The organism is Luteimonas sp. TWI596 (assembly GCF_039674105.1).
Classification (GTDB): Bacteria; Pseudomonadota; Gammaproteobacteria; order Xanthomonadales; family Xanthomonadaceae; genus Luteimonas.
The window spans coordinates 56166-81252 of the sequence record NZ_JBDJMU010000017.1 but is presented as its reverse complement, the minus strand read 5'-3'; the positions used below and the strand labels follow the sequence as shown (position 1 = coordinate 81252).

Genomic DNA, 25087 nt, shown 5'->3' with positions numbered 1-25087 from the left:
TCCATTCCAGGCAGCGCCTTCAGGATCGACTCACAGGATTGCGCAAGCGCGGATCGCCGGCGCACATCCGGCCGCCTGCGGTGTTGGCGCTCCCGTCGATGGAATGGTGGGTCGTGATGGATTCGAACCATCGACCAGCGGATTAAAAGTCCGATGCTCTACCGACTGAGCTAACGACCCATCGACGGGCGGCATGCGCCCGGTCAGCGCATCCTGGCCACCAGTGAGGCGGAGGACGCCTGCCGCCCTTGGGCGGCACCGGCACAGGCCGGAGGCGCATTGTACCGGACAGGGGCCGCCGTCTGCAGCGGCGCGCGGCCAGTCACGCCGTTAGGCCTGCGGGCCCCCGACGAGCGCGCGCCCCTGCTCGGTCAAGTCGATGTCCCCGTCCTCGGCCAAGACGGCATAGCCGGCACGCACGGCCCAGTCGGTCTCGGCCTCGGTGATCGGCGTGGTGGCGTCGATATCGCGCAGGATCCGCAACTGGTCGTCGGTCAGGGGCATCGGTGGTGTCCGCGTGTGGAGTCCACGCCCACGGTACGCACGCGCCGTGACAGGCACGTCGCGGCGCCGCCTGGAGCGCGCGATCGCGCAGGTGTGCACCCGATATCACGCAGGGCGAGCGCGACACACGCGTATATGGGCGATGTCCGCATGCGATCGGCGGGCAATAGGCGCCACCGACCGGCCAGCCGGCGCCCGCGAACGATGCCGGCTCAGCCGGCGATGGTCGGCACGTAGTGCGTCGGATCGGGCGCGCCCGCGGAGGCGAAGCCATCGGCGCGCAGCCGGCAGGCGTCGCAATGGCCGCAGGCGTGGCCCTGTGCATCGGCGCGGTAGCACGAGACGGTCAGCCCGAAGTCCACGCCCAGGCGCAGGCCTTCGCGGACGATGTCCGCCTTGCTCATGTGCTGCAGCGGCGCGTGAACGCGGATGCCGGCCCCCTCGACGCCTGCCTTGGTCGCCAGGTTGGCCAGCCGTTCGAACGCGGCGACGAACTCCGGCCGGCAGTCCGGGTAGCCCGAGTAGTCGACCGCGTTGACGCCGCAGAACAGGTCGGCCGCGCCGATCACTTCTGCCCAGCCCAGCGCCAGCGACAGCATGATCGTGTTGCGGGCCGGCACGTAGGTGACCGGGATGCCCACGCTGCCGGCCTCGGGAACTTCGATGTCGTCGGTCAGCGCCGAGCCGCCAAACGCGCGCAGGTCGACGTCGACGGTCTTATGGGCCACCGCGCCCAGCGCAGTCGCCACGCGCGCGGCCGCGTCGAGCTCGGAGGTGTGACGTTGTCCGTAACGCACGCTCAGCGCGTGGACCGCGAAGCCCTGCTCGCGGGCGATGGCGACGACGGCGGCGGAATCCATGCCTCCGGACAACAGGACAACGGCGTTCTTCATGGGGGAGCAAACGAGGGGAATCGAGGAATCGAGAAGCCTAGCAGCCACAGCGCCACGCGCCGGGTCCTCGCACGGAACGCAGTCGCCCGCGCGTCACCGCCGGCCGTGGAACCGCGTCGCGTATCGCGCGATCATCGCCCCGGCTCGTCGTTCCACAGCAGCTTGTGCAACTGCATCTGGAACTTGACCGGCAGGCGATCGGCCACGATCCAGTCGGCGAGGTCGCGCGCGGAGATTTCGCCCTTGCTTGGGGAAAACAGCACATCGCAGCGCTGGTGCAGGCCGCGTTCGAGGACGAGATCGCGGGCCCATTCGTAGTCGGTGCGCGAGCAGATCACGCACTTGATCTGGTCGTGCGCGGTCAGCAACGCCAGGTTGTCCCACAGGTTGCGGTGGGCCTCGCCGGAGCCCGGCGTCTTGATGTCGACAACGCGGCTTACGCGCGGGTCGACGTCGGACACATCGAGCGCGCCCGAAGTTTCGAGCGAGACCTGGTAGCCGGCATCGCACAGGCGCTTGAGCAGGCCGATGCAACGCTTCTGCGCCAGCGGCTCGCCGCCGGTCACGCAGACATGGCGCACGCCCTGGCGGGCGACCTCGTCGAGGATCGCGTCGATCGTCCACCACTGACCACCGTGGAAGGCGTAGGCGGTGTCGCAATAGCCGCAGCGCAGCGGGCAGCCGGTCAGGCGCACGAACACCGTGGGCCAGCCTGCGTCGCGGGCCTCGCCCTGCAGCGACAGGAAGATCTCGGTGAGCTTGAGCCGGTCGGCCGCGGATGCGGCGACCGCATCGGGCGCGACGGCGGTCATGGGATCAGCGCAAGCGCGAGAGCTGGATCGCGCGCAGCCGGTCGGCTGCCGTGCGGGCGGCATCGCTGCCCGGATACTGCTTGCCGACCTCGGCCAACGTCGCTTCGGCCGCTTCGAGGTTCTTCAGGCCGTACTGCGACAGACCGACCTTGAGCAGGGCGCCGGGCGCCTTGTCGCTGGTCGGATAGCGCTGCAGCAGCGCGCGGAACTGTTCCTCGGCCAAGGCGTAGTTCTGGGTCACGTAGTAGCTCTCGCCCAGCCAGTACAGCGCATTGGGCGCGTAGCTGCCCTGCGGGTGCTGGGCCAGGAAGGCCTGGAACAACGTCGCCGATTCGGCGTAGTCGCCATTGCGCAGCGCGGCGAACGCCTGCTCGTAGGCACCACGCTCATCGGCCGGTGCCTGCGCCGTCGCCGGCGGCGCGTCCGACGGCTGCGTGCCGGCGCCGTCCTGGGATGGGGTCGGCGCGGCACCGACGGCCCCACGCCCGAGTTCGGGCAGTTCCATGCCACCGGCACCGCCGGCACCGCCTCCGGCGCCTTCGAGCCGGTTGAGCCGGCCGTCGATGTCCAGGTACTGGCTGCGGTTGCTGTTCTTGAGCTGTTCGTTCTGCTGCTGCAGCTCCTCGACCTGCGAGCGCAGGGCGACCAGTTCCTGCCGCAGCTGGTTGACCTGGTTGAGCAGGTCCATGTTCGCGCTGGTGTCTCCCGAGCGGGCTTCCAGCGCGGCAACGCGGTCGGCCAGGCTCGCGCGCTGCGCGGACGCGGGCGCGGCGACCACGAGGGTCGCCGCGAACGCAACTGGGAGCACCAGCCAGTGACGCATCGAGCGCATCAGCGGGCGGTGTAGATGATCTCGACGCGACGATTGCGGGCCCAGCAATCCTCGTTCGACTCGGTGCACACCGGACGCTCTTCGCCGTAGCTCACGACGGCCAGCTGGGCAGCCGAGCCACCGTTGGCCTGCAGTGCCGAGGACACACCATTGCCACGGCGCTCGCCCAGGCCCTGGTTGTACTCGCGGCTACCGCGCTCGTCGGCGTGGCCTTCAAGCGAGATGCGCGCCGAGCTGCGGTCGCGCAAGTACTTGGCGTGGCAGCTGACGATGGCCTGGAACTCCGGACGCAGCGAGTCCTGATCCAGATCGAAGTACACCACGCGCTGGCGCAGGCAGGCGTCGCTGTCCAGGTCGGCCGGCGTGTAGGCACCCGCGGTCGACGGGGTCGGCGCGACCGTGCCGGTGGACGGACCGGTCGCGACCGGCGCTTCTTCCTTCACCTTCTTGGAACACGCGACGGCGGCGGTGCAGAGCAGCGCTGCCAGCATCACACGGGTGGTCGTCTTCATCTCGTCGATCCTTGGTTATGTCGAATCAGGGCAGTGAGTATTGTTGTGAAGGACGTGCAGGCAGCGTCAGCGCTGTTCCCGGAACGGACCCCATGCCGGTTCGCGCACATCACCATCGGCGAGGACGAGGCGCTGGCGTACCCGGCCATCCGAAGAGACCGCATACAGCACACCCCTACGTCCCTCGCGCGCCGCGTACAGGACCATGCCGGCGTTCGGAGCGAAACTCGGCGATTCGTCGAGCGATCCGGGCGACAGCGTGGACCAGCGGGGCGACCCCAGGCTGCGATCCAGCAGTGCAATACGGTACACGTTGCCCGACCCTTGCGCCACGACGATTTTCTTGCCATCGAAGGAGACCGACGGGTCGGCGTTGTAGCTGCCCTCGAACGTCACCCGGGTGGCGTTGCCGCCGCTCGCCGGCGCTTGGTAGACCTGCGGCCGCCCGCCCCGGTCGGAGATGAAGTACAGGCTGGCGCCATCGGGCGCCCAGACCGGCGAGGTGTCGATCGCGAAGTGATTGGTCACCTGGGTCAGCGCCTTGCTGCCCAGGTCCATGACGTAGATCTCGGGATTGCCGCTGCGCGAGAGCGACAGCGCCAGGCGACGGCCGTCGGGGGAGAACGCCGGGGCGCCGTTGATGCCACGGAAGCTGGAGACCAGTTCGCGGCCGCCGGTGGAGATGTCCTGGATGTAGATCGCCGAGTTGCCACGTTCGAAGCTCACGTAGGCGATGCGGCGGCCGTCCGGGCTCCATGCCGGCGAGAGCAGCGGCTCGTTGGAGCGCACCACAGTCTGCGGGTTGTGGCCGTCGGAATCGGCGACGACCAGCGCATAGCGGGCGTTCTGCCCCAGCCCGGTCTGAGTCACGTAGGCGATCCGGGTCCAGAACGCACCGCGCACGCCGGTGATCTTCTCGTAGATCGCGTCGGCCATCTGGTGGGCGACGTCGCGCATCGCATTGGCGCGTGCGGTCATCGCCAGGCCGAGCATGCGCTCCTGCTTGGCGACGTCGAACAGCTCGTACTCGACGCGGTAGCCACCGCCGCCGGCGTCGACGACCCGGCCCACGACCAGGAAGTCCTGGCGCAGCGCGCGCCACGTCGGGTACTGGACCTCGCTGCCACGGGTCGGGCGCTCGACGATGTCGCGGTCGGGCAGCGTGCGGAACTGACCGGAGCGGTCGAGGTCGGCGCGGATCACCGCGGCCACGTCGGTATCGGGCGCGGTGCCGCTGCCCTGGTAGGGCATCGGGACGACCGCGATCGGCATCGCCTGCGCGCTGCCGCCGGTGATATCGATCTCCAGCCCCTGCTGTTGCGCGCTGGCCATCATCGGCAGTGCGAGCGCGAACAGGGCGATCAGACAACGGATCAGGATGGGTTTCATCGGCCTACCGGACATGAGAATGGGAAAAGAGACCCGCGCAGCTTGGCCGCTGCGCGGCGCAACAGGATGAATCCGGGCGCAATCATGGCGCGCCGCTGGTGAAGGTGATGACGAGTTGACGCTCGAACACCCGCTCGAAGCCCGAATACGGCAGCGGGGAGGCCCGGTACACCGCCTCGAGCAGGGATTGCCGGGCCTTGGCGTCGAACCCGCACTCGCGTACCGGCTCGACCGACACGACATCGCCACCAGGCAGTTGCCGGACCAGCACCCGGCACCGCACGTCCCCAACGATGTCCGGCTTGCGCCACTGGCTCTGCACGGCCTGATGCAAGGCCATCCGATACCGGGCCTCGAGCCCGTCGTCGGCGCGGCCAGCCACGGGTGTGGTCAGGCCGCACACCGCCAGCACGCTCACTGCGAACGCCGCCCTGGCAGTCGAGACCGGACTTGGCATCGTCAATCCTGCGCGGTGAAGTTGAAGTTGAGCCTGCGGTTGAAGACCGATTCGAAGCCGGCGTAAGGCAGCGGCTCGGCGGCGCGCACCGCGGCCTCGACCGAGCGCCGGCCCTGAGCGTCGTACGGGCACGACGGGTCGAACTCGACGCTGATCACCTCGCCGCCCGGCAACTGGGTGATGTACAGGCGGCAGCGTTGACCCAACTGCACGTTGTCGGGCCGACGCCAGTTGCGGCGCACCGCTTCCTGGATCGCCGCCGCGTACTTGGCGGCCAGGCCGCTGTCGCCATCGGGACGGCCGGGCGGCGGACTCGCCGCCGACGCCGCTGCGGACGCCGCGGCGCGCTCGGCCGCCTGGCGCGCCTCGCGGTCGGCGATCTGCTTGAGCCGCTGCTCGGCCAGGCGCGCTTCGCGCTGGGCCTTCTCGCGTTCGGCGCGCAGCTTCTCCAGTTCCTGGCGGGCAAGCCGGCGTTTCTCCTCGGCCTCCTGCTGCTTCTGCTGCTCGGCCAGCTCGATCTGCGCCTGCCGGCGCTTTTCCTCCTGCTCCCGCTCGCGCGCCTCGGCAGCCTGCGCCTCACGACGCACGGCATCCTGGGAGACGGTGTCGGGCTTGGGCACGACCTCCTGGGGCGTCGGCTGGCGACGCTCGACCGCATCCTCGGGACGCGGCTCGGGCAGCGGCTGCGGCGGCGCGGCAACCGGCTCGGGTTCCGGCTCGGGCAGGGGCTCGACGACGGGCTCGGGCGTGGGCGCTGGCACCGGCTCCGGTGCAGGTTCGGGCACGGGCTCGGCGACCGGCTCGGGGCGGCTGGCAAGCGCGCGTCGGTCGGCCGCGCTCAACGCATTGGGGTCGATGACGTCCGCCGAAACCGGAGAACCGGCGGCTGAGGTCGGGCGCGACGACGCGCTCCACAGTGCGCCGAGCAGGATCAGCCCGAACAGCAGCACGTGGACCAGGATCGCCAGCCCGACTGCGATCGCGTCGTCGGTGCGCGATTCACGCATTCAGTTCGCGCCCTCCTGCGGGCGGCTGATCAGACTGACCTTGGAGATGCCGGCCTCGTTGATGAGGTCGATGGCATTCATGATGCGCTGGTAGCTGGCGGCGCCATCGCCGTTGACCAGGATCGTGGCCTCCGGGTTCTGCGTGTGGATACCGCGCAAGCGTGCGACCAGGTCCTCGCGCGTGACCGAGGTGTTCTGCTGCTCGACCATCAGCGCCAGCTGGCCGTCGGGATAGACGCTGACGACCACTGGGTCCTTCGGCGTACCGAGCGACTTGGCGCGCGAATCGGGCAGGTTGATGTCGGTGCCCAGGTTCATCAGCGGCGTGGTGACCATGAAGATGATCAGCAGCACCAGCATCACGTCGATGTAGGGCACGACGTTGATTTCGTTCTTGAGCTTGCGCCGCTTGGCACGGCGAAGGGAGATCGACGACATGGCGGGGTCCGGGTTCGTGGACGGTCCAGCGACCGCCCGGCGCGGCTGGGGTCAGTCGGCGCCGGTCTGACGTTCGAGGATCGAGGAGAACTCGTCGGAGAAGGCCTCATAGCGCGTGGCGATGCGCTCGACCTTGGTCGCGAAGCGGTTGTAGGCCCACACCGCCGGGATCGCCGCGAACAGGCCCATCGCGGTCGCGATCAGCGCCTCGGAGATGCCCGGCGCGACGGTGGCGATGGTGGCCTCCTTGACGCTGGCCAAGCCGTGGAACGAGATCATGATCCCCCACACCGTGCCCAGCAGACCGACGTACGGCGCGATCGAGCCGACGTTGGCGAGGAACTCGAGATTGCGTTCCAGGCCGTCGAGCTCGCGGGCACCGGCCACACGCATGCCGCGCTGCGCCCCCTCGAGCTGGGTGCGGCTGTCGATGCCGCGACGCTGGCGCTGGCGCGAGTACTCGCGGTAGCCGGCCTCGAAGATCGCCTCCAGCCCCTCGATCTCACGGCTGCGCTCGGTCGCCGAACTGTAGAGCTTGCCGATCTCGGCGCCCGACCAGAAACGCTCCTCGAAGCGGTCGGCCTCTTTTTCTGCGCGGTCGAGCATGCGCTTCTTGCGGAAGATGATGACCCACGAGGAGATCGACGCCAGTAACAGCAGCAGCATCACCAACTGCACCGGTATCGAGGCGTGCAGGATCAGGTCGAGGATGCTCAGATCGTTGGGCAGCGGCGCAGTCGCGGCAGCGGCCGCACCGGTGTTCGCCAGCTCGGTGGCGCCGGCGGTGGCCTCCTCGGGCAGGGCCTGCACCTGGGCGGCGGACTGCAACAGTACGGGCATTGGGCTCATCCAGGATTACTCCGCTGACGTTTCGAGTGACTTGAGCTGGGTATACAGCGCTTCGGGCAACGCACGCGGACGGAAATCCGCCGCCGACAGCGCGGCCACGCGTACCTCGGCATCGACCAGCAGCACGCCCTCGCGACAGATCCGCTGGACGAACACCGCGCTCGCGCGTCGACACTGACGCAGCACCACTTCGACCTCCAGCGCATCGTCCAGGCGCGCAGGACTGCGGAAATCGATCCGCATCGCGCGCACCGCGAACATCGTGCCGTGGTCATCCTGCAACGAGGTCTGACCATGACCGTGGGCACGTAACCACTCGCTGCGTGCGCGCTCCATGAAGGCGACGTACTGCGCGTGATAGACGACCCCGCCAGCGTCGGTATCTTCCCAGTAGACGCGTGTCGGCCAACTGAATACCGGTGAACCGGCACCGGAGGTGGGAGATCGGGAAGTCATGGGGTGTGGCTCACGGTCGGTGGTGTCGAGCGGATCGTGGGGCCATCAGAACAATGCCCCTGAGTCTCCATTTCCCAGTTCGGGCGCCTTCGGGCGCAGCCCCAGGTGCAGGTAGGCCTTGCGCGTGGCCATGCGACCGCGCGCGGTGCGCACCAGAAAGCCCTGCTGGATCAGATACGGTTCGATCACGTCCTCGAGCGTGCCGCGTTCTTCGCTGAGCGCGGCGGCCATCGACTCGACGCCGACCGGGCCGCCATCGAAGTTCTCGATGATCAGCTGCAGCAGGCGCCGGTCGAGCTCGTCGAACCCCTCCGGGTCGACCTTGAGCATCTGCATCGCGGCGTGCGCGACGGCGTGGTCGATGCGGCCGCCGGCGCGGACCTGGGCATAGTCGCGCACCCGCCGCAGCAGACGGTTGGCGATGCGCGGGGTGCCGCGCGCGCGCCGCGCGATCTCCGCCGCACCTTCCGGTTCGCACGCCATCCCCAGGATCTGTGCCGAGCGCCGGACGATGCGGGTCAGCTCCTCGGTGCTGTAGAACTCGAGGCGCTGGACGATGCCGAAGCGATCGCGCAACGGTGCGGTCAGCAGACCGGCGCGGGTCGTCGCGCCAATCAGCGTGAACGGCGGCAGGTCGATCTTGATCGAGCGCGCGGCCGGGCCCTCGCCGATCATGATGTCGAGCTGGAAGTCCTCCATCGCCGGGTACAGGACTTCCTCCACGACCGGCGACAGGCGATGGATCTCGTCGATGAAGAGCACATCGTGCGGCTGCAGGTTGGTCAGCAGCGCAGCCAGGTCGCCGGCCTTCTCGATCACCGGGCCCGAAGTCACGCGCAGCGCCACGCCCAGTTCGTTGGCGATCACATGACTGAGCGTGGTCTTGCCCAGGCCAGGCGGCCCGAACACCAGCACGTGGTCCAGCGCCTCGCGGCGCTGCCGGGCGGCCTCGATGTAGATCGACAACTGCTCGCGGACCGGCTGCTGGCCGAGGTAGTCGTCCAGCCGCTGCGGCCGGATGCTCGCCTCGACGGCGTCGTCCTCGTGGGTGGCGTCGGCGGCGATGATGCGGTCCTGGGTCATCCCGGCATGATCGCACGCCACCCCCCGAACCAGAACCGGGGTCAGCGGCGCATGGCCTCGGCGGCCAGTGCGAAGCTGTGACGGCGGGCGTCGTGATCGAAGATGTTGGCGGTGAGCATCAGCTCGTCCGGGCGGTGCCGGGCAACGAAGTCGGCGATACCCTCGCGCACATCGGTCGGGTCGCCGACCACCGAGCACGCCAGGGCCTGGGCGACCATGGCCTTCTCCGCCGGATTCCAGATCGCGTCGATGTCGTCGATCGGCGGCGGGATCAACCCCGGCATCCCGCGGCGCAGGCGCACGAAACTCTGTTGCTGGGTGGTGAACAGCCGCTGCGCCTCGGCGCGGGTGTCGGCCGCGACGACGTTGAGTGCGAGCATCGCATGCGGCTGCTGCAGCCGCTGGGATGGGCGGAAGTCCCGGTGATAGAGCGCAAGCGCCTCGGTCATCGCGGCCGGTGCGAAGTGCGAGGCGAATGCATAGGGCAGGCCCAGCGAGGCGGCCAGCTGCGCGCCGAACAGGCTCGAGCCGAGGATCCAGACCGGCACATCCAGTCCGGCACCGGGGACGGCCTGCACGGGCTGACCCGGCCTGGCCGGCTCAAAGTAGCGCAGCAGTTCCATGACGTCGGACGGGAAGGCGTCCGCGCCCGCGTAGTAGCGGCGCAGGGCCTGGGTGGTCGCCTGGTCGGTGCCGGGGGCGCGGCCCAAGCCGAGGTCGATACGTCCGGGATACAGCGATGCGAGCGTGCCGAACTGCTCGGCGACCTGCAGCGGCGCGTGGTTGGGCAGCATCACGCCGCCGGCGCCGACCCGGATCGTCGAGGTGCCGCCGGCGATGTGGCCGATCAGCACGGCCGTCGCGGCGCTCGCGATGCCGGGCATGTTGTGATGCTCGGCCAGCCAGTAGCGGCGGTAGCCCAGGGCCTCGGCGTGGCGGGCGAGGTCGAGCGAGCGGGCGAACGAGTCGGCGGGCGTCGAGCCTTCGGTGACGGGCGCGAGGTCGAGGACAGAGTACGGAATCATCGGGGGGCCTGGAGGGGGCATGCTCAGGGACATGGGGCCCGAGCCGTCGAACTCCATGGCCGGCGGGTGGAACGCTGCCTTGCGGTTGCCGTAACGGCGTGCTGGACGCCGCGCTTTCGTCCGAGCCGCATCGCAGGTCTTCTCGGGCGCCGATGGACGCGTCGATCGACGCCGTGGCGGTCGGATACGCCTCGCGCTTACTTCGTGCTCCGAGCGGTCAGCCGTCCATCACCACGCGGTTGCGGCCGCCGGCCTTGGCCAGGTAAAGCCGGCGATCGGCTTCGGCCAGCAGCCGGTGCAGGTCATCGCCGACGGACGCGGCGCACACGCCGATGCTGACGGTCATCCGCAGATCGCCGCCGCGCACCGGCACCCGCAGGTTCTCGACGCAGCCGCGCAGGCGCTCGAAGTACGCGGCCAGCGCCTCGGTATCGAGCCCGGGCACCAGCAGGCAGAACTCCTCGCCGCCAAAGCGCGCGATCAGGTCCTGCGGGCGAGCATGCGCCGACAGGGCGTTCGCCAGCGCTCGCAGCGCATGGTCGCCGGTCTCGTGCCCCCAGCTGTCGTTGATGTGCTTGAAGTGGTCGACATCGAGGATCGCCATCGCCACCGATGTCCCGCCGTCCTGCAGGGCGGGCAGCTGCTGCTCGGTGCGCTCGAGAAAGCAGCGCCGGTTGGGCAGGCCGGTCAGGAAATCGCGCGTCGCCAAGTCCTGCAGGCTGCCGATGAGCTCGAGCTGATCGACGTTCTGCGAGACACGGCAGAAGAACTCCTCGCGCGAATAGGGCTTGCGCAGGAAATCGTTGGCGCCGTTCTTGAGGAAACGGGCGACCAGGTCGGCATCCTCGCAGCCCGACACGCCGATCACCGCGACCCGATCGCGGGCGCGCAGCGCGCGCAGGCGCCGCGTCACTTCCACGCCCTGCATGCCCGGCATCTCCTCGTCGATCAAGGCCAGGCGGATCGTCGGGTCGGCTTCGAGCGCACGCAGCGCGGCATCGCCCTCGGCGGCCTGCACCACCCGATAGCCGAACATCTCCAGCAACCAGGCGGTGCGCTCGCGCGCCGAGGCCGAATCGTCGACCACCAGTGCCGAGATCCGCCGATTGCGCTCGAGCCGCTGCACCAGCCAGACGATGTAATCCAGACTGCCGGGCGTGCTCTTGAGCACGAAGTCGATCACCTGCCGGCGCAGCAACCGGTCGCGCAGTTCGCGGTCGTAGACACCGCTGACGACGACCGTGGCCAGGCCACGGGCCAGGAAGAAATCGACCACCGAGTCGCGATCGCCGTCGGCCAGCACCAACCCGGTCAACACCAGGAACCAGTCGTTGTGGGCGTCGAGCGCCCGCTCGGCCTCGGCCAGCGATCCGGCCACGGTCACCGGCAGTTCGAGCCGGCTCTCGATGGTGCCGGCGACGGCCTGGGTGTAGGCACGCGAGTTCTCCACCAGCAGCACGCGCTGCGGCAGGGGCGAGGTCGGGATCCTGGGCAGGAGCGCGTGCATGCGGTTCGGCGTCCGACGGTACTCGCCGACGTTATCGGCCGACGGCGGGCGCGCTTGAACGCGACACTGCGTCGCACCCGCCCGGCGGGTGCGTGCTGTCCGGCTAGATATGCACCTGCGATCCGAGCTCGACGAGGCGGTTGCCGGGGATGCGGAAGAAGCCCGTGGCCGGCGCCGCGTTGCGATGCATCAGCGCGAACAGCTTGTCGCGCCAGACCGGCATGCCCCGCCGCGGCGTCGCCACCACGGTCTCGCGGCTGGTGAAGTAGGTGGTGTCCATCGGGTCGATCACGATGCCGCCCTCCACGTCCCCACAGCGCATCAGCGCCATCGGCACGTCCGGCGTCTCCATGAAGCCGAAGCGCAGGGTGATGCGATGGAAATCGTCGCCGACCGGATCGATCCGCAATCGGCGCGCAGGCGCCGCATACGGCACGGCGAGCGTTTCGACGGTCAGGAACACGTTGCGCTCGTGCAGCACCTTGTTGTGCTTGAGGTTGTGCATCAGCGCCTGCGGCACGACGCCGCGGTCGGCGGTCAGGAACACCGCGGTGCCCGGCACCCGGACCGGCGGGGCGAGCATCAGGCCCGGCAGGAAGGTATCCAGGCGAATGCCCTCCTTCTGGATCTCGTCGCGCAGCAGCTGACGGCCGCGCCGCCAGGTCCTGAGCAGGGTGAACAGCGTGATGCCCAGCACCAGCGGAAACCAGGCGCCCTGCAGCACCTTGGCACCGTTGGCGATGACGAAGGCGACATCGATCAGGATGAACACCGCGCACGAGGGCAGCACCCAGCGCCGCCAGCGCGGCCACAGTGCCCGCGCGACCACGATCAGCAGCAACGTATCGATGAGCATCGTCAGCGAGACCGAGATGCCGTAGGCCGCCGCCAGCGCCGAGGAGGTCTGGAACGTGAGCACCAGCGCGATCACCACCACCGCCATCGCCCAGTTCACCCCGGGGATGTAGATCTGGCCGATAGTGTCGCTGGAGGTGTGGCGCACATGCATGCGCGGGATGTAGCCCAACTGCATCGCCTGCCGAGCGACCGAGAAGCCGCCGGTGATCACCGCCTGCGACGCGATCACCGTCGCCGCGGTGGCCAGCACGATCATCGGCCAGCGCGCCCACTCGGGCACGCCGACGTAGAACGGGTTGCGGATCGCTGCCGGGTCCTCGAGCACCAGCGCGCCCTGCCCCAGGTAATTGAGCATCAGCGCCGGCAGCACGAAGAAGTACCAGGCATAGCGGATCGGGCGCGCACCGAAGTGGCCCATATCGGTATAGATCGCCTCGCCGCCCGTCACCGCAAGCACCACCGCGCCGAGAATGAACACCCCGCCCCAACTGTGCTCGACGAAGAACCGCCCCGCCCACCACGGATTGAGCGCATGCAGCACCTCGGGCGCGTGCAGGATGTTGAGCACGCCCAGCATCGCGAGCGAGGCGAACCACAGCACCATGATCGGGCCGAACACCCGCCCCACCTTCGTGGTGCCGAACCGCTGGGTCGCAAACAGGATGCCGAGCACGAGCACGGTGATCGGAATAATCCACGCATGCAGGCCCGGCGCCACGACCTCCAGGCCTTCGACCGCCGACAGCACCGAAATCGCCGGTGTGATGACGCCGTCGCTGAAGAACAGCGACGCGCCGAAGACGCCGAGAATGCCGACCAGATACGCAGACTTCCCGCCCTTGGCCAGGCAGCGCTGGGCCAGCGCCATCAGCGCCATGATGCCGCCCTCGCCGTCGTTGTCGGCGCGCAGAATGATGGTGACGTACTTGTAGGTCACCACGATCGTCAGCGACCAGAAGATCATCGACAGCACGCCGAGCACGGTGTCGTGATCGGCCACCAAACCGTAATGCGACGAGAACGCCTCGCGCAGGGTGTACAGCGGACTGGTGCCGATGTCGCCGAACACGACGCCGATCGCCCCGGCGACCAGCCCCGCCAGGCCGATCTGGCCATGGGTCTGCGGGTGGCCGGGCGGACTGCGCGGATCGGGCGCCGCCTGGCGCGTGGACTGGTTCATGACGTGGGGGCCCCTGACGGGCGGTGGGTCAGCGAAGCGCGGACTGTAGCGCTTTGCGGATGATGATTTCGGCCGCATCGCCATCACGCGCCGCGGCCTTCGCCATCTTCGCCGCCTCGGCCGGTTTGTACCCCAATTGCTGCAGGGCGACGGTCGCCTCCGATAACGGATCGGCAGGCCCGGTGCGCCCGGCCACCGCCCCACCCGCGCCACCCAGGTCGGCGACCCGATCGCGCAGTTCGACCACGATCCGCTCGGCGGTCTTCTTGCCGATCCCCGGAATTCGGGTCAGCGCCGTGACGTCGCCGGCCTGGACCAGTTGCGCGAACGCATCGACGCTGACTCCCGACAGCACAGCGAGCGCGATCTTGGCGCCGATCCCGCTGACCTTCTGCACATCGCGGAACAGCCGGCGTTCGGACTCGTGCAGGAAGCCGTACAGCGAGACGGTGTCCTCCTTGTGCGCGTAGTGCGTGAACAGCGCGACCTCGCGCCCGACCTCGGGCAGGTCGTAGAACGTGCTCATCGGGGCTTCCAACTCATATCCCACCCCGCCCACATCGACGACCAGCCAGGGGGGAGCCTTGTGCACGAGCTTGCCGCGCAGTCTTCCGATCATGGAGCGCCTCCGGCCGCGGGCCGGTCATGAAACATGGGGAGGGGGGCGGACAAGGCCGCGATGTCGCTCATTTCCTGCTCCAGGCCTGACGCGCGTCGAGCCCCAGTCGGCCGGCCGTCGCACGGACGTGGGCATGGGTGATCGCCACCGCCAGCGCATCGGCAGCGTCGGCCTGCAACTTGCCGGTCAGCCCGAGCATCAGGCCGACCATGTGCTGGACCTGGCCCTTCTCGGCGCTGCCGCGACCAACGACCGCGAGCTTGATCTCGCTGGCCGCATACTCGTGGACCGGCAGATCGCGCAGCACCACCGCGCCGATCGCCGCCCCGCGCGCCTGACCGAGCTTGAGCGCCGAGTCGGGATTGCGCGACATGAACACCCGTTCGATCGCCACCTCGTCGGGCCGGTGCAGCTCGACCAGTTCGCCCAGCCCGACCAGCAGGCGGCGCAGCCGTGCCGGGAAATCGCCGGCCGACAGCAGCGACAGCGGCGCGTGATGCACATGCGTGACGCGGCCGGCCGCATCGACGTCGATGATGCCCACCCCCGTGCGCTGCGAGCCGGGATCGATGCCAAGAATGCGGGTCATCGGCGACGGATCACCGGCGCCGTCAGGCGCCGTCCAGCGACGCTTGATCCACGTTCGAGTACACGTCCTGGACGTCGTCGAGGTCCTCGAGCAGGTCGAGCAGCTTGCGGACCTGCTGCGCGGTCTCGGCATCGACCGCGACGTCGTTGTCGGCGCGGAACGTCAGCTCGGCGTGCTCGGGGGCGAGGCCGGCGGCGGCCATCGCCTCGCGCACCGCAGCGAAATCCTCGGGCGCGGTGATCACGTCGATCGCGCCGTCCTCGGGATAGACGACCACATCGTCGGCGCCGGCCTCGATCGCGACCTCGGTGATCCGTTCCTCGTCGGCGCCGGCGTCGTAGCTGAGCACGCCCAGACGCTTGAACATGAAGGCCACCGAGCCATCGGTGCCGAGGTTGCCGCCGCACTTGCCGAAGGCATGGCGCACGTCGGCCACGGTGCGGACCTTGTTGTCGGTCAAGGCGTCGACGATGACCGCCACGCCGCCCGGCGCGTACCCCTCGTAGCGGATCTCCTCGTACTCGACCCCTTCCAGTTCGCCGGTCGCTTTCTTGATCGCGCGCTCGACCACGTCCTTGGACATGTTCTGCGCCATGCCCTTGTCGATGGCGACGCGCAGGCGCGGATTGTTGGCCGGATCGCCGCCGCCGGCACGCGCGGCGACGCCGATCTCGCGGATGATCTTGGTGAAGATCTTGCCGCGCTTGGCGTCGGTCGCGTTCTTGCGGGCCTCGATCGAAGGTCCTCGTCCCATGGTCGTTCTTTTCAGCGTCGAAGGCGCGATTTTAGCGCGCGAAGCGGCCTTCGCGCAGGAACGCAGCGGTCTGGGACACCGCCGGGGAGGAGAACAGCAGGCCGCTGTGGCTGGCGTCGACGACCACGTGGTCGGTCAACCCCGGCGCGCGCGTCTCGGCCACCGCCACGGTGCCGTCGTGTGGGCCATCGAAGCGCGCGAACAACGCCCCCAGCCCGCGCGGGACCCGGCCGGCGACCATCCCGACCGCGACCTGCGGCGGCCACCGGGCGCAGCCGGTGAGCAGGATGTCGGCGCTGCGGCCGAAGTACAGCCGCGAGATCGGCCACCGCGACAGCTCGGCCGCAGCGCCGCTGCCGCACACCGGCGAGCCGAGGCAGACCACGCGCCCGACCGGCAGGTCCGGCGCCTGCGCCAGCGCCTGCAGCGCCACCAGGCCGCCGAGGCTGTGCCCGACCAGATGCGCCGGCCCGCCGCGACGCACCTGCGCGAGCAGGCCATCGACCGCGGCCTGCGGCCCACCGGTGACGCTGGGGTAACCGAAGATCTCCGGCGCGAACCCCGCCGCCGCCAGGCGGCGTGCAAAGCGCCGCATCGTCAGACCGACCATCCAGATGCCGTGCAGCAGCACGACACGTTGAGGCCCGTTGCTCATGCGGCCATGTCCAGCAGACCCGTCGCCTGCCGCCAGGCCCGCGGCGACAGCCCGCTGCGGGCCTTGAACGCCCGCGACAGCGCCGCCTCGCTGCCGTAGCCGACTTCGTCGGCGATCACCTTCAGCGGCCGGCCGCGCCGCAGCGCCCGCTGCGCAAGCGCGATCCGCCAATCCTGCAGGTACTGGCCCGGGGTCTGTCCGAGCGCCTCTCGGAAGCTCTGCGCGAAGGCGCTGCGCGACATCCCCGCAGCCTGTGCCATCGATGCCAGCGTCCAGCCGCGCGCCGGCGCCTGGTGCAGCGCGACCAGTGCGCGCCGTAGCCGCGGGTGCGCCATGCCCGCCAGCAGTCCGCCGCGCAGGCCGCCCGATTCCATCTGCTGGCGCAGCACCTGGACCAGCAGCGCCTCGATCAGCCGATCGAGCAGCACCGTGCGCCCGCAGCGGCCGTCGAAGGCCTCCTCGAACACCAGCGCGAACAGCCCGGCCGAGCCCGGCACCGCGTCGGCGGGCAGCCACAGCACGGCGGGCAAGGCCCGCACCAGCGGATTGTCGGCGCCGCCCTCCAAGCGCAGCCGCGCGGCGAGCACGCGCGCTCCGGGTTCGGTGATGACCTCGTCGGCCAGGATGCGCTGGGGGACGAGCAGGAGGCCGGGGCCGGCCATCGGCTGCGACTGCGCAGCCAAGCGCAACGCACCGGCCGCCACGAGCCACAGCGCGCCGTCGTCGTGGCTGCCAACCTCGCCAGGGCCGGCGTCGACATCGGCGGTGATCCGGAACCGATCCAGCAGCACGGCCAGCCGATCCACCATTGCAGGACTCCAGGCCAAGTTTCCTGGACTTGGCATGCCCAAACGTATCAGCGAACCACGCACAGTGTCGATACCGCAGCGGCATTCCGCCGGCTGCCACCCGGAGACCTTTCGCATGTCCCTCGACACCGTGCTCTACACCGCGACTGCCACCGCCACCGGCGGACGCGAAGGCCGCGCCGCCTCCAACGACGGCGCCCTCGACATCGCCCTGTCCACGCCGCGCGAACTGGGTGGCGCCGGCGGCCCGGGCACCAATCCCGAACAACTGTTCGCCGCCGGCTATGCCGCCTGCTTCCTGGGCGCACTCAAGCTGGTTGCCGGCAAGCAGAAGGTCACGCTGCCTGCCGATACCACGATCACCGGTGAAGTCGGCATCGGCCCGATTCCGGCTGGCTTCGGCATCCAGGCCACGTTGACGATCCGCGCCCCCGGCGTGCCGCGCGAGCAGTTGCAGCCGCTGGTCGAGGCCGCGCATGCGGTCTGCCCCTACTCGAACGCGACCCGCGGCAACATCGATGTGACCCTGGTCGTGGCCTGAGGGCAGCAGCCGGGCGCCATCCCAGGCGCCTGGCTCAGCGCTGCACGGGCCGACGCAGGATGAACTCCAGATCCTGCGTCGCGCCGACCGGAAACAGGTACTCGCCGACCTTGCCGAAACCATAGCGGCCATAGAAGCGCTGCGCGCCGAGGTTCTCCGACCACACGCCGACCCACAGCGTGCGCGGGCCCTCGCGCAGCAGCCAGTCCATCGCGACCTGCATCATGCGGGTGCCGAGCGCGGCCCCCTGCAGGCCACGGACGAGATACAGCCGCTTGAGCTCGCCATCGCCCGGTGCGACCTCGGCGTGCGGCAGGCCGCAGGGGCCGGCGGCGGTATGACCGACGGCCTCGCCGTTACGCTCGAGCAGCCAGACTGCGTAGTCGGGATGGGTCAGCACGATGCGCTGGCGCTCGACGGCGTAGGCCTCGTCGAGGAAGGCCTGCAAATCATGGCGCGGATACAGATGCCCGAAGGTCTCGGTGAACGTCCGCGCAGCGAGGGCGGACAGCCGCGCCGCATCGGCTTCGACACCGCGGCGCAGTACGAAGCCCGGCGGCAGCGGCGGTTCGGCGGTGGGTTCGACAGTCATCGCGCCATTGTCGCAGCAACGCCGCGCCGGCCTCCAGCGGTGGCCGGCGCGATGTTGCGCGCCTTCAGTGCGCGGTGTGGGCCGCCGGCACCGCCCGCACGCCCTGCTGCACGCCGGTCATGTCGGGCAACCGGTGCGCGATGCCCTTGTGGCAGTCGATGCAGGTCGCCTGCCCGGTCGCAAGGTACGTGCGATGGATCTGCGCCGCCCGGCTCGCCTGGCGGGTGAGGTCCATCGAGTCGTAGTCATGACAGTTGCGGCACTCGAGCGAATCGTTGGCCTTCAGCCGCGCCCACTCGTGCTCGGCCAGCGTCAGGCGCATGTCCAGGAACTTCTCGCGCGTATTGATCGTGCCGAAGATCTTGCCCCAGACCTCCTTGGAGGCCTGCATCTTGCGTCCGATCTTGTGGGTCCAGTTGTGCGGCACGTGACAATCGGGACAGGTCGCCCGCACGCCCGAGCGGTTGTTGTAGTGGATGGTGGTCTTGAGCTCCTCGAAGACGTTGTCGCGCATCTCGTGGCAGCCGGTGCAGAACGCTTCGGTGTTGGTGACCTCCAGCGCGGTATTGAAGCCGCCCCAGAAGATCACCCCGGCGATGAACCCACCCAGCGTCAAAAAGCCCAGGCTCAGGTGGACTGCCGGCGAGCGCAGCGTCTTCCAGAACGACCGGACCGTGGCCTGGACCCGCCCGAACGCCTTCATTGCAAGGTCTCCTCGCGCTCGGACCGCAGCACGCTGTCGATATCACGGAAGCCGTTGGCGACCAGCGGCTGCGCGTCGGTCTGCACGACGTGGCACTGCAGGCAGAAGTAGCGCCGCGAGGACACCTGCGCCAGGAACTGGTCGTCGCGATCCATGTAGTGGGTCACGCTGATCTCCGGCGCCTGGAACTGCGCGGCATTGCTGCGCGCGTGGCACAGCATGCAACGGTTGGCGTTCTTGTCGACCTGGTAGCCCTCGATGCTGTGGGGCACGGTCGGCGGCTGCATCGGGTAGGCGCGGCCGCGGCGACGATCGAAGTTCTCGACCCGCGCCATCGGCAGCGGCGTGATCTCAGCGGTAATCGGCACGTTGCGTCGCAACGGATCGATGTCCTGGACCGGATTGCCGCGCGCGCCGACCTCGGGCGCCGGCGGCACGATCTCGGGCTTGGGTGCGCGATCGCCGCACGCGGCCAGCACGAGCATCAACACGATGGCGAGGATCTTGCGCATGTCAGGCCACTCCCACCGCGGCGACCTTGGCCGCGCATTTCTTGAAATCGGTCTGCTTGGAGATCGGATCGGTCGCATCGAGCGTGACCTTGTTGATCAGCTGGGCGGCATCGAACCATGGCACGAAGATCACCCCGCGCGGCATCCGGTTGCGGCCGCGGGTCTCCACGCGCGTGCGCATCGCACCGCGCCGCGACGACACCGAGACTTCGTCGCCGCGCTTGAGACCGCGCGCGCGGGCGTCGTCGGGATGCATGAACACCACTGCCGACGGGAAAGCGCGGTACAGCTCGGGAATGCGCATGGTCATCGAACCCGAGTGCCAGTGCTCGAGCACGCGCCCGGTCACCAACCACAGGTCGTACTCGTCGTCGGGCGACTCGGCCGGCGGCTCGTAGGGCAGCGCCCAGATCACCGCACGGCCGTCCTTGTTGCCGTAGAACTGGAAGCCCGTGCCCGGCTTGACGTACGGATCAGCGCCCTCGCGGTAGCGCCAGCGCGTCTCCTTGCCGTCGACCACCGGCCAGCGCAGGCCGCGCTCACGGTGATACATGTCGAACGGCGCCAGGTCGTGCGCGTGGCCGCGACCGAACTCGGCGTACTCCTCGAACAGGCCCTTCTGCACGTAGAAGCTGAACGCATCGGCCTCGGCATTGGCGTAGCCCGCTTCGATCTCCTCGACCCCGAAGGCGTCCACTTTGCCATTGCGGTAGAGCACGTCGAACAGCGTCTTGCCGCGGAACTGCGGGTTCGCTGCCAGGATCTCCTCGGGCCAGCACTCGTCGGTGGTGAAGCGTTTGGAGAACTCCATCAGCTGCCACAGGTCCGAGCGTGCTTCGCCCGGCGCTTGCACCAACTGATGCCAGAAGTGCGTGCGGCGTTCGGCGTTGCCGTAGGCGCCCTCCTTCTCCACCCACATCGCGGTGGGCAGGATCAGGTCGGCCGCCTGACAGGTCACCGTCGGGTAGGCGTCGGAGACGACGATGAAATTGTCGGGATTGCGGTAGCCAGGGTAGCCCTCTTCGAGCATGTTCGCGCCGGCCTGCATGTTGTTGTTGACCTGCACCCAATACGCATTGAGCTTGCCGTCGCGCAGTGCGCGGTTCTGCTCGACCGCGTGGTAGCCGACCTTGTCCTTGATGATCCCGTGCGGAATCTTCCAGATCGCCTCGGCGTGGTGACGATGCTCAGGGTTGGTGACCACCATGTCGGCCGGCAGGCGGTGGCTGAAGGTGCCGACCTCGCGCGCGGTGCCGCAGGCCGACGGTTGGCCGGTCAGCGAGAACGGGCTGTTGCCCGGCGTGGCGATCTTCCCGGTCAGCAGGTGGATGTTGTAGACCATGTTGTTGGCCCAGGTGCCGCGCGTGTGCTGGTTGAAGCCCATGGTCCAGAACGACATGACCTTGATCTTCGGATCGGCGTACAGCTCGGCCAGTTGCTCGAGCCACGCGCGCTCCACGCCGGTCATTTCGATCGTGCGCTCGAGCGTGTACGGCGCGACGAAGTCGGCGAAGGCCTGGAAGTCGATCGGCGTGCCGCCGTTGGGGTCCTGCGCGTTCTTGGCCGCGACCTCCAGCGGGTGCTCGGGCCGCAGGCCGTAGCCGATGTCGTCGTTGCCGCGCTTGAAGGTCGTGTGCCTGTCGACGAAGTCGCGGTTGACCCGACCGGTCTTGATGATGTGGTTGGCGATGAAGTTCAGGATGACCAGGTCGGTCTGCGGCTTGAACACCATCGGAATGTCGGCCAGCTCGAAACTGCGATGCTCGTAGGTCGACAGCACGGCGACCTTGACGTGCGGATGCGTGAGCCGGCGGTCGGTGACGCGCGTCCACAGGATCGGGTGCATCTCGGCCATGTTCGAGCCCCACAGCACGAACGCGTCGGCGGCCTCGATGTCGTCGTAGCACCCCATCGGCTCGTCCATGCCGAAGGTGCGCATGAAGCCGGTCACCGCCGAGGCCATGCAGTGGCGCGCGTTCGGATCGATGTGGTTGCTGCGGAAACCGGCCTTCATCAGTTTGTTGGCCGCGTAGCCCTCCCACACCGTCCACTGGCCCGAACCGAACATACCGATGCCGTCGCCGCCCTTGGCCTTGAGCACGGCGCGGAACTTCTCGGCCATGACGTCGAAGGCCTCGTCCCAGCTCACCGGGGTGAAATCGCCGTCCTTGGCGAACACGCCATTGCGCTTGCGCAGCATCGGCGTGGTCAGGCGATCGGCGCCGTAGAGCACCTTCGACAGGAAGTAGCCCTTGACGCAGTTCAGGCCGCGGTTGACCTCGGCATGGACGTCGCCGTGGGTGGCGACGACCCGGCCATCGCGCACCGCGACGTTGATGCCGCACCCGGTGCCGCAGTAGCGGCACGGCGCCTTGCTCCACTTGAGCTGGCCGTCGCCCTCGGTCATCGCCTCGGCCAGATGGGCGGGCACCGGCATGCCTGCCGCGGCTGCGGCGCTGGCGATGGCGGTATTGCGGATGAACTCGCGGCGGCTGGTCATGCCGTTGCTCCTGTCGTGTCTTGTGTACGGTGGTCGGCCGGCGCGAAGTCGCGATCGATCGCAGACGTCGGCTCGGCGTGGTGATAGACGAGGTTGACGGCCATCACGCCGGCCACCGACTGCAGCACGTCGATGCTCGCCATGAGGCCCGCGGTGCCGTCGCTTTCCTGCAGCAGCACGCTGCAGGTGTCTTCCTGCATCGCGAGTTCGAGGCCGTCGGTGGTCGCGACCGCGGCCGCCAGCGCAGCACGCGCCTGGGGACGGTGGCGGACGACCAGGCTGGCGACATGCCACTCGTGGCGGGGATCAGACATGGGCGGCTTCCTCAGGGGTGACGGGCCGCAGCGAGATCGCAGCCGATGGGCAACCGGCGACGCAGGCGCCGCAGCCAGTGCAGCTGTCCGTGGCCACGACCGGCGTGGGCACACGCGAGGCCACCGGAAAACGGATCGCCGATTCGCCGCAGGCGTCGCGGCAGCTCGAACACACGATCCCGTGCAGCGCGAGGCAGGTGTCGGCGATGCGCGCCTGCAGCGTCCAGGCCACGTCTGCGACCGGGCGGAACGCGTGGGCCTGGCAGGCGGAGGCGCACTCGGTGCAGAACGTGCATTCGCCCAGGCCCGGATCGAACACCGGCAGGCGCCCCTCGCCGATCACCAGCACGCGCTCGGGACAGGCCGCGACGCAGGCACCGCAGCCCGTGCAGGCATCGACGAACGCGCGCTCGTCCAATGCCCACGGCGGGCGCAAGGGATCTGGGTCGTGCAGACGACCGCGCAGCAGCGCGCGTCGGCGCGGATCGGGCGGTCTGGTGGCGGCGGCTACCATGACGACGGCGAACTAGTACGTCGGCGGGCCGGTGAACATCTGCCAGAACCACACGGAGAACCCGTAGCTGGCAACGATCAGCACCGACAGTATCGGGAACATCACCACGGTGATGAACAGGAACAGCAGCAACTCCTTGCGCTTGGCCCGGCGCGGATCGGCCGGCTGTGCGGGTGTGGTCAAGCGGGCAGCCTCCTGCGATTCGGGCGTCATGGCAGTCCTGTCGAAGAAGAAGTCGCGCCCGAAGATTACCCAACCTTGGCGACAGAGGTCTTGATCTGGGTCAATATCGGGCCACTGCGCGACCTGCGTCGCACAGCGATGCACCGCACGCAGTCTTTCAGCGTGGCGCGCGGACCTGGATATGGACCTCGGCCAATTGCGCGTCGGCGATCGGCGAGGGCGCATCGGTCATCAGACACTGCGCGCCGGTGGTCTTGGGGAACGCAATGACATCGCGGATCGACTCGGTCCCGGCCATCAGCGCCGCGAGGCGATCGATGCCGAACGCGATGCCGCCGTGCGGCGGTGCGCCGTACTTCAAGGCATCGAGCAGGAAGCCGAACTTGGCCTGCGCCTCTTCGGCGCCGATGCCGAGCAGGTCGAACACCGCCGACTGCATCGACGCGCGATGGATACGGATCGAACCGCCACCGACCTCGTTGCCGTTGAGCACCATGTCGTAGCCGCGCGAGACCGCGGTCGCCGCATTGGTCCGCAGGTCGGCCTCATCATCGACCGCAGGCGCGGTGAAGGGATGATGCAAGGCGACGTAGCGCTGCGCCTCGTCGTCCCATTCGAACATCGGGAAATCGGTCACCCACAGCGGCTTCCAGCCCTCGGCCACCAGGTCGAAGTCCTTGCCGGCCTTGAGCCGGACCGCGCCCATGAAGTCGCTGACGGTCGTGTACTTGCCCGCGCCGAAGAACACCAGATCGCCGTTGCCGGCACCGACATGCGACACCAGCCCGGCGAACGCGGCCTCATCGAAGAACTTCTGGATCGGCGAGCTGATTTCGCCGGACTCGGCGATCTTGATGTACGCCAGGCCCTTGGCGCCGTACTTGCCCGCATGCGCGGCGTACTCGTCGATCTGCTTGCGGCTCAGCGACGCGCCGCCGGGGATGCGCAGCGCGCAGACACGGCCGTTGACCTCGTTGGCCGGGCCGGCGAACACCGCAAAGCCGCAGTCCTTGACCAGGTCGGCGACGTCGACCAGTTCCAGTGCGATGCGCAGGTCCGGCTTGTCGGAGCCGTAGCGGCGCATGGCCTCGGCCCAGGTCATGCGCGGGAACTGTGCGTCGAGTTCGACGCCGGCGACCTCACGGAACACATCGCGGATCATCGCCTCGACCGTGTCCTGCACGTCGCGCTCGGACACCCACGCGAACTCCATGTCGAGCTGGGTGAACTCCAGTTGGCGATCGGCGCGCAGCGCCTCGTCGCGGAAGCAGCGCGCCACCTGATAGTAGCGGTCGAAGCCGGACATCATCAGGATCTGCTTGAACAACTGCGGCGACTGCGGCAGCGCATAGAACTCGCCCGGATGCATGCGTGCGGGCACCAGGAAGTCGCGTGCGCCTTCGGGCGTCGCCTTGGTCAGGATCGGGGTCTCGATGTCCTGGAAGCCGCGCGCGTCGAGCCAATGGCGCAGCGCGCTGACCAGCTTGGTGCGCGTGCGCATGCGGCGCTGCATCTGCGGATGACGCAGATCCAGGTAGCGGTACTTGAGTCGCGTGTCTTCGCCGGGGTTCTCGTGATGATGGAACGGCAGCGGCTCGGCCTTGTTCAACACCTCGATGGTCTGCGCGACGATCTCGACCTGGCCGGTCCGGATCTTCGGATTGACCGAGTGCCGGCGGCGGACGACACCAGTGATGCGCAGGCAGTCCTCGTAACCCACCTGCTCGGCCCGGGCCAGCACGTCCGCGTTGCCCGGCTCGTCCGACGGTTCGGCGACGACCTGGACGATCCCCTCGTGATCGCGCAGATCGATGAAGCAGACGCCGCCGAGGTTGCGGGCGACATCGGCCCAGCCGCACAGGGTGACGGTCTGGTCGATCAGCGCCTCGTCGACGAGGCCGCAGAAATGGGTACGCATGGACACTCCGAACGCGGAAAGACACGGGATACGGGCCGCCCGGCGGGCGGAACCCGATAGTGTAAGGCGTGCGCGGCAGTGC

The 25087-nt window shown here is 68.9% G+C and carries 29 protein-coding genes and 1 tRNA gene; 1 reads left to right on the top strand and 29 read right to left on the bottom strand.

Annotated elements, in window-relative coordinates:
* Positions 1 to 104: 104 nt before the first annotated feature.
* The 21 genes from ABE487_RS13515 to ABE487_RS13415 form a co-directional block, all read right to left on the bottom strand.
* A tRNA-Lys gene (locus tag ABE487_RS13515) sits at positions 105 to 180 on the bottom strand.
* A 150-nt stretch (positions 181 to 330) separates the two neighbouring features.
* Positions 331 to 504 carry a hypothetical protein gene (locus ABE487_RS13510; RefSeq protein WP_346441574.1) on the bottom strand — a complete coding sequence of 58 codons (174 nt, stop codon included), beginning with the start codon at positions 502 to 504 and terminating at the stop codon, positions 331 to 333.
* Positions 505 to 716: 212 nt separating this feature from the next.
* Positions 717 to 1397 carry a 7-cyano-7-deazaguanine synthase QueC gene (gene queC, locus ABE487_RS13505; RefSeq protein ID WP_346441575.1) on the bottom strand — a complete coding sequence of 227 codons (681 nt, stop codon included), beginning with the start codon at positions 1395 to 1397 and terminating at the stop codon, positions 717 to 719.
* Between the two features lie 131 nt (positions 1398 to 1528).
* Positions 1529 to 2209, bottom strand: a complete 681-nt coding sequence (queE, locus tag ABE487_RS13500) for a 7-carboxy-7-deazaguanine synthase QueE (protein ID WP_346441576.1) — start codon at positions 2207 to 2209, stop codon at positions 1529 to 1531.
* Positions 2210 to 2213: 4 nt separating this feature from the next.
* Positions 2214 to 3032 carry a tol-pal system protein YbgF gene (ybgF, locus tag ABE487_RS13495; protein ID WP_346441874.1) on the bottom strand — a complete coding sequence of 273 codons (819 nt, stop codon included), beginning with the start codon at positions 3030 to 3032 and terminating at the stop codon, positions 2214 to 2216.
* Positions 3033 to 3040: 8 nt separating this feature from the next.
* A complete protein-coding gene (gene pal, locus ABE487_RS13490) occupies positions 3041 to 3553 on the bottom strand; it encodes a peptidoglycan-associated lipoprotein Pal (RefSeq protein WP_346441577.1) in 513 nt (170 codons plus the stop codon).
* 66 nt (positions 3554 to 3619) lie between these two features.
* Positions 3620 to 4942: a Tol-Pal system beta propeller repeat protein TolB gene (gene tolB, locus ABE487_RS13485; RefSeq protein WP_346441578.1), complete on the bottom strand. Its 1323-nt coding sequence runs from the start codon at positions 4940 to 4942 to the stop codon at positions 3620 to 3622.
* A gap of 82 nt (positions 4943 to 5024) precedes the next feature.
* A complete protein-coding gene (locus ABE487_RS13480; protein WP_346447242.1) occupies positions 5025 to 5399 on the bottom strand; it encodes a cell envelope integrity protein TolA in 375 nt (124 codons plus the stop codon).
* Positions 5400 to 5401: 2 nt separating this feature from the next.
* Positions 5402 to 6406 (bottom strand): cell envelope integrity protein TolA, encoded by a 1005-nt coding sequence (gene tolA, locus ABE487_RS13475; protein ID WP_346447243.1) that lies wholly within the window; start codon positions 6404 to 6406, stop codon positions 5402 to 5404.
* Complete coding sequence (gene tolR / locus ABE487_RS13470; protein ID WP_241944079.1) at positions 6407 to 6844, bottom strand: protein TolR; 438 nt, start codon at positions 6842 to 6844, stop codon at positions 6407 to 6409. It lies immediately after the preceding gene.
* Between the two features lie 51 nt (positions 6845 to 6895).
* Complete coding sequence (tolQ, locus tag ABE487_RS13465) at positions 6896 to 7684, bottom strand: protein TolQ (protein ID WP_346452905.1); 789 nt, start codon at positions 7682 to 7684, stop codon at positions 6896 to 6898.
* A 15-nt stretch (positions 7685 to 7699) separates the two neighbouring features.
* Entirely contained in the window at positions 7700 to 8149 is a 450-nt protein-coding gene (gene ybgC, locus ABE487_RS13460) for a tol-pal system-associated acyl-CoA thioesterase (RefSeq protein ID WP_346441582.1), read from the bottom strand.
* A gap of 45 nt (positions 8150 to 8194) precedes the next feature.
* On the bottom strand, positions 8195 to 9232 hold the full coding sequence (gene ruvB, locus ABE487_RS13455) for a Holliday junction branch migration DNA helicase RuvB (protein WP_346441583.1): 1038 nt from the start codon (positions 9230 to 9232) through the stop codon (positions 8195 to 8197).
* A 41-nt stretch (positions 9233 to 9273) separates the two neighbouring features.
* Positions 9274 to 10257 carry an LLM class flavin-dependent oxidoreductase gene (locus ABE487_RS13450; RefSeq protein ID WP_346441584.1) on the bottom strand — a complete coding sequence of 328 codons (984 nt, stop codon included), beginning with the start codon at positions 10255 to 10257 and terminating at the stop codon, positions 9274 to 9276.
* Positions 10258 to 10474: 217 nt separating this feature from the next.
* Positions 10475 to 11764, bottom strand: coding sequence for a diguanylate cyclase (locus ABE487_RS13445; RefSeq protein ID WP_346441585.1), 1290 nt, complete (start codon positions 11762 to 11764; stop codon positions 10475 to 10477).
* A 103-nt stretch (positions 11765 to 11867) separates the two neighbouring features.
* Positions 11868 to 13730 (bottom strand): potassium transporter Kup, encoded by a 1863-nt coding sequence (locus tag ABE487_RS13440; protein ID WP_346447311.1) that lies wholly within the window; start codon positions 13728 to 13730, stop codon positions 11868 to 11870.
* A 100-nt stretch (positions 13731 to 13830) separates the two neighbouring features.
* Positions 13831 to 14421, bottom strand: coding sequence for a Holliday junction branch migration protein RuvA (gene ruvA / locus ABE487_RS13435; RefSeq protein WP_346441586.1), 591 nt, complete (start codon positions 14419 to 14421; stop codon positions 13831 to 13833).
* Between the two features lie 67 nt (positions 14422 to 14488).
* Complete coding sequence (gene ruvC / locus ABE487_RS13430) at positions 14489 to 15010, bottom strand: crossover junction endodeoxyribonuclease RuvC (RefSeq protein ID WP_183426630.1); 522 nt, start codon at positions 15008 to 15010, stop codon at positions 14489 to 14491.
* A gap of 22 nt (positions 15011 to 15032) precedes the next feature.
* Positions 15033 to 15764, bottom strand: a complete 732-nt coding sequence (locus ABE487_RS13425; protein ID WP_346441587.1) for a YebC/PmpR family DNA-binding transcriptional regulator — start codon at positions 15762 to 15764, stop codon at positions 15033 to 15035.
* Positions 15765 to 15795: 31 nt separating this feature from the next.
* Positions 15796 to 16419, bottom strand: coding sequence for an alpha/beta hydrolase (locus ABE487_RS13420; RefSeq protein ID WP_346447245.1), 624 nt, complete (start codon positions 16417 to 16419; stop codon positions 15796 to 15798).
* Positions 16416 to 17228: an AraC family transcriptional regulator gene (locus ABE487_RS13415; protein WP_346452098.1), complete on the bottom strand. Its 813-nt coding sequence runs from the start codon at positions 17226 to 17228 to the stop codon at positions 16416 to 16418. Before ABE487_RS13415 ends, ABE487_RS13420 begins: the two co-directional genes overlap by 4 nt.
* Positions 17229 to 17343: 115 nt before the next feature.
* Here ABE487_RS13415 and ABE487_RS13410 point away from each other — a divergent pair, with 115 nt between their 5' ends.
* Positions 17344 to 17769, top strand: a complete 426-nt coding sequence (locus tag ABE487_RS13410; protein ID WP_346441590.1) for an organic hydroperoxide resistance protein — start codon at positions 17344 to 17346, stop codon at positions 17767 to 17769.
* Positions 17770 to 17803: 34 nt separating this feature from the next.
* Here the strand turns inward: ABE487_RS13410 and ABE487_RS13405 are convergent, their stop codons facing one another.
* The 8 genes from ABE487_RS13405 to aspS form a co-directional block, all read right to left on the bottom strand.
* The gene (locus tag ABE487_RS13405) at positions 17804 to 18361 is read right to left on the bottom strand and encodes a GNAT family N-acetyltransferase (RefSeq protein WP_346447246.1); all 558 of its coding nucleotides are present in this window, start codon (positions 18359 to 18361) and stop codon (positions 17804 to 17806) included.
* Positions 18362 to 18425: 64 nt separating this feature from the next.
* A complete protein-coding gene (locus ABE487_RS13400; protein ID WP_346447247.1) occupies positions 18426 to 19064 on the bottom strand; it encodes a cytochrome c3 family protein in 639 nt (212 codons plus the stop codon).
* Positions 19061 to 19576 carry a nitrate reductase cytochrome c-type subunit gene (locus tag ABE487_RS13395; RefSeq protein WP_346447248.1) on the bottom strand — a complete coding sequence of 172 codons (516 nt, stop codon included), beginning with the start codon at positions 19574 to 19576 and terminating at the stop codon, positions 19061 to 19063. Before ABE487_RS13395 ends, ABE487_RS13400 begins: the two co-directional genes overlap by 4 nt.
* A 1-nt stretch (position 19577) precedes the next feature.
* Positions 19578 to 22076, bottom strand: coding sequence for a periplasmic nitrate reductase subunit alpha (gene napA, locus ABE487_RS13390; protein WP_346447249.1), 2499 nt, complete (start codon positions 22074 to 22076; stop codon positions 19578 to 19580).
* Positions 22073 to 22390, bottom strand: coding sequence for a chaperone NapD (locus tag ABE487_RS13385; protein WP_346447250.1), 318 nt, complete (start codon positions 22388 to 22390; stop codon positions 22073 to 22075). Before ABE487_RS13385 ends, napA begins: the two co-directional genes overlap by 4 nt.
* On the bottom strand, positions 22383 to 22904 hold the full coding sequence (napF, locus tag ABE487_RS13380) for a ferredoxin-type protein NapF (protein ID WP_346447251.1): 522 nt from the start codon (positions 22902 to 22904) through the stop codon (positions 22383 to 22385). Before napF ends, ABE487_RS13385 begins: the two co-directional genes overlap by 8 nt.
* A 12-nt stretch (positions 22905 to 22916) precedes the next feature.
* Positions 22917 to 23117: a periplasmic nitrate reductase, NapE protein gene (napE, locus tag ABE487_RS13375; protein ID WP_346447252.1), complete on the bottom strand. Its 201-nt coding sequence runs from the start codon at positions 23115 to 23117 to the stop codon at positions 22917 to 22919.
* 127 nt (positions 23118 to 23244) lie between these two features.
* Positions 23245 to 25005 carry an aspartate--tRNA ligase gene (gene aspS, locus ABE487_RS13370; protein ID WP_346447253.1) on the bottom strand — a complete coding sequence of 587 codons (1761 nt, stop codon included), beginning with the start codon at positions 25003 to 25005 and terminating at the stop codon, positions 23245 to 23247.
* Between the last annotated feature and the right edge of the window lie 82 nt (positions 25006 to 25087).

Coding starts and splice junctions, on each gene's coding strand:
- ybgC (WP_346441582.1), bottom strand. CDS start 8,149: ATGACTTCCCGATCTCCCACCTCCGGTGCCGGTTCACCGGTATTCAGT.
- ruvC (WP_183426630.1), bottom strand. CDS start 15,010: ATGACCCGCATTCTTGGCATCGATCCCGGCTCGCAGCGCACGGGGGTG.
- ruvB (WP_346441583.1), bottom strand. CDS start 9,232: ATGACCCAGGACCGCATCATCGCCGCCGACGCCACCCACGAGGACGAC.
- pal (WP_346441577.1), bottom strand. CDS start 3,553: ATGAAGACGACCACCCGTGTGATGCTGGCAGCGCTGCTCTGCACCGCC.
- ABE487_RS13400 (WP_346447247.1), bottom strand. CDS start 19,064: ATGAAGGCGTTCGGGCGGGTCCAGGCCACGGTCCGGTCGTTCTGGAAG.
- queE (WP_346441576.1), bottom strand. CDS start 2,209: ATGACCGCCGTCGCGCCCGATGCGGTCGCCGCATCCGCGGCCGACCGG.
- ybgF (WP_346441874.1), bottom strand. CDS start 3,032: ATGCGTCACTGGCTGGTGCTCCCAGTTGCGTTCGCGGCGACCCTCGTG.
- ABE487_RS13405 (WP_346447246.1), bottom strand. CDS start 18,361: ATGACTGTCGAACCCACCGCCGAACCGCCGCTGCCGCCGGGCTTCGTA.
- ABE487_RS13415 (WP_346452098.1), bottom strand. CDS start 17,228: ATGGTGGATCGGCTGGCCGTGCTGCTGGATCGGTTCCGGATCACCGCC.
- ABE487_RS13510 (WP_346441574.1), bottom strand. CDS start 504: ATGCCCCTGACCGACGACCAGTTGCGGATCCTGCGCGATATCGACGCC.
- queC (WP_346441575.1), bottom strand. CDS start 1,397: ATGAAGAACGCCGTTGTCCTGTTGTCCGGAGGCATGGATTCCGCCGCC.
- ABE487_RS13445 (WP_346441585.1), bottom strand. CDS start 11,764: ATGCACGCGCTCCTGCCCAGGATCCCGACCTCGCCCCTGCCGCAGCGC.
- ABE487_RS13395 (WP_346447248.1), bottom strand. CDS start 19,576: ATGCGCAAGATCCTCGCCATCGTGTTGATGCTCGTGCTGGCCGCGTGC.
- aspS (WP_346447253.1), bottom strand. CDS start 25,005: ATGCGTACCCATTTCTGCGGCCTCGTCGACGAGGCGCTGATCGACCAG.
- ABE487_RS13410 (WP_346441590.1), top strand. CDS start 17,344: ATGTCCCTCGACACCGTGCTCTACACCGCGACTGCCACCGCCACCGGC.
- napA (WP_346447249.1), bottom strand. CDS start 22,076: ATGACCAGCCGCCGCGAGTTCATCCGCAATACCGCCATCGCCAGCGCC.
- tolB (WP_346441578.1), bottom strand. CDS start 4,942: ATGAAACCCATCCTGATCCGTTGTCTGATCGCCCTGTTCGCGCTCGCA.
- napE (WP_346447252.1), bottom strand. CDS start 23,117: ATGACGCCCGAATCGCAGGAGGCTGCCCGCTTGACCACACCCGCACAG.
- tolR (WP_241944079.1), bottom strand. CDS start 6,844: ATGTCGTCGATCTCCCTTCGCCGTGCCAAGCGGCGCAAGCTCAAGAAC.
- ABE487_RS13450 (WP_346441584.1), bottom strand. CDS start 10,257: ATGATTCCGTACTCTGTCCTCGACCTCGCGCCCGTCACCGAAGGCTCG.
- ABE487_RS13385 (WP_346447250.1), bottom strand. CDS start 22,390: ATGTCTGATCCCCGCCACGAGTGGCATGTCGCCAGCCTGGTCGTCCGC.
- napF (WP_346447251.1), bottom strand. CDS start 22,904: ATGGTAGCCGCCGCCACCAGACCGCCCGATCCGCGCCGACGCGCGCTG.
- ABE487_RS13425 (WP_346441587.1), bottom strand. CDS start 15,764: ATGGGACGAGGACCTTCGATCGAGGCCCGCAAGAACGCGACCGACGCC.
- tolQ (WP_346452905.1), bottom strand. CDS start 7,684: ATGCCCGTACTGTTGCAGTCCGCCGCCCAGGTGCAGGCCCTGCCCGAG.
- tolA (WP_346447243.1), bottom strand. CDS start 6,406: ATGCGTGAATCGCGCACCGACGACGCGATCGCAGTCGGGCTGGCGATC.
- ruvA (WP_346441586.1), bottom strand. CDS start 14,421: ATGATCGGAAGACTGCGCGGCAAGCTCGTGCACAAGGCTCCCCCCTGG.
- ABE487_RS13420 (WP_346447245.1), bottom strand. CDS start 16,419: ATGAGCAACGGGCCTCAACGTGTCGTGCTGCTGCACGGCATCTGGATG.
- ABE487_RS13480 (WP_346447242.1), bottom strand. CDS start 5,399: ATGCCAAGTCCGGTCTCGACTGCCAGGGCGGCGTTCGCAGTGAGCGTG.